This window comes from Bacillus pretiosus (assembly GCF_051294775.1).
Classification (GTDB): Bacteria; Bacillota; Bacilli; order Bacillales; family Bacillaceae_G; genus Bacillus_A; species Bacillus_A wiedmannii.
On sequence record NZ_JBPPHF010000292.1, the window covers coordinates 1 to 297 of the forward strand.

A 297-nucleotide genomic window follows, 5' to 3' on the forward strand; every position below is an offset into this window, starting at 1 on the left:
ATGTGAAACCGTATACGAAAAGGCGCATGCTCCCGTACTTTTCACGGCATATATGGAAAGTAGGAGTTGCTGAATATATGACATTTTTATGTTATGCAGGTGTATTGCAGAAAGTAGGGACTTATAAGTACCGGAAAAAAAGAGAAGTAGTTATGTTAAAAACAGAGGAGGAAGATATAAAATATGATGAAATTTGCTTAACGTATGCCTTATCTTTATTTGAGGCAAAGTACAACATGAGAGAAGGAAAAGGGGATATAATAAAGACTGATCGTGAAGGAATTTCATAATAAAAAT

The 297-nt window shown here is 34.0% G+C and carries 1 pseudogene; it reads left to right on the plus strand.

The annotated features are described in order from the left end of the window. Positions 1-290, plus strand: a pseudogene (locus ACSG5Z_RS30930) (competence protein CoiA); the annotation flags it as partial. Positions 291-297 lie beyond the last annotated feature (7 nt).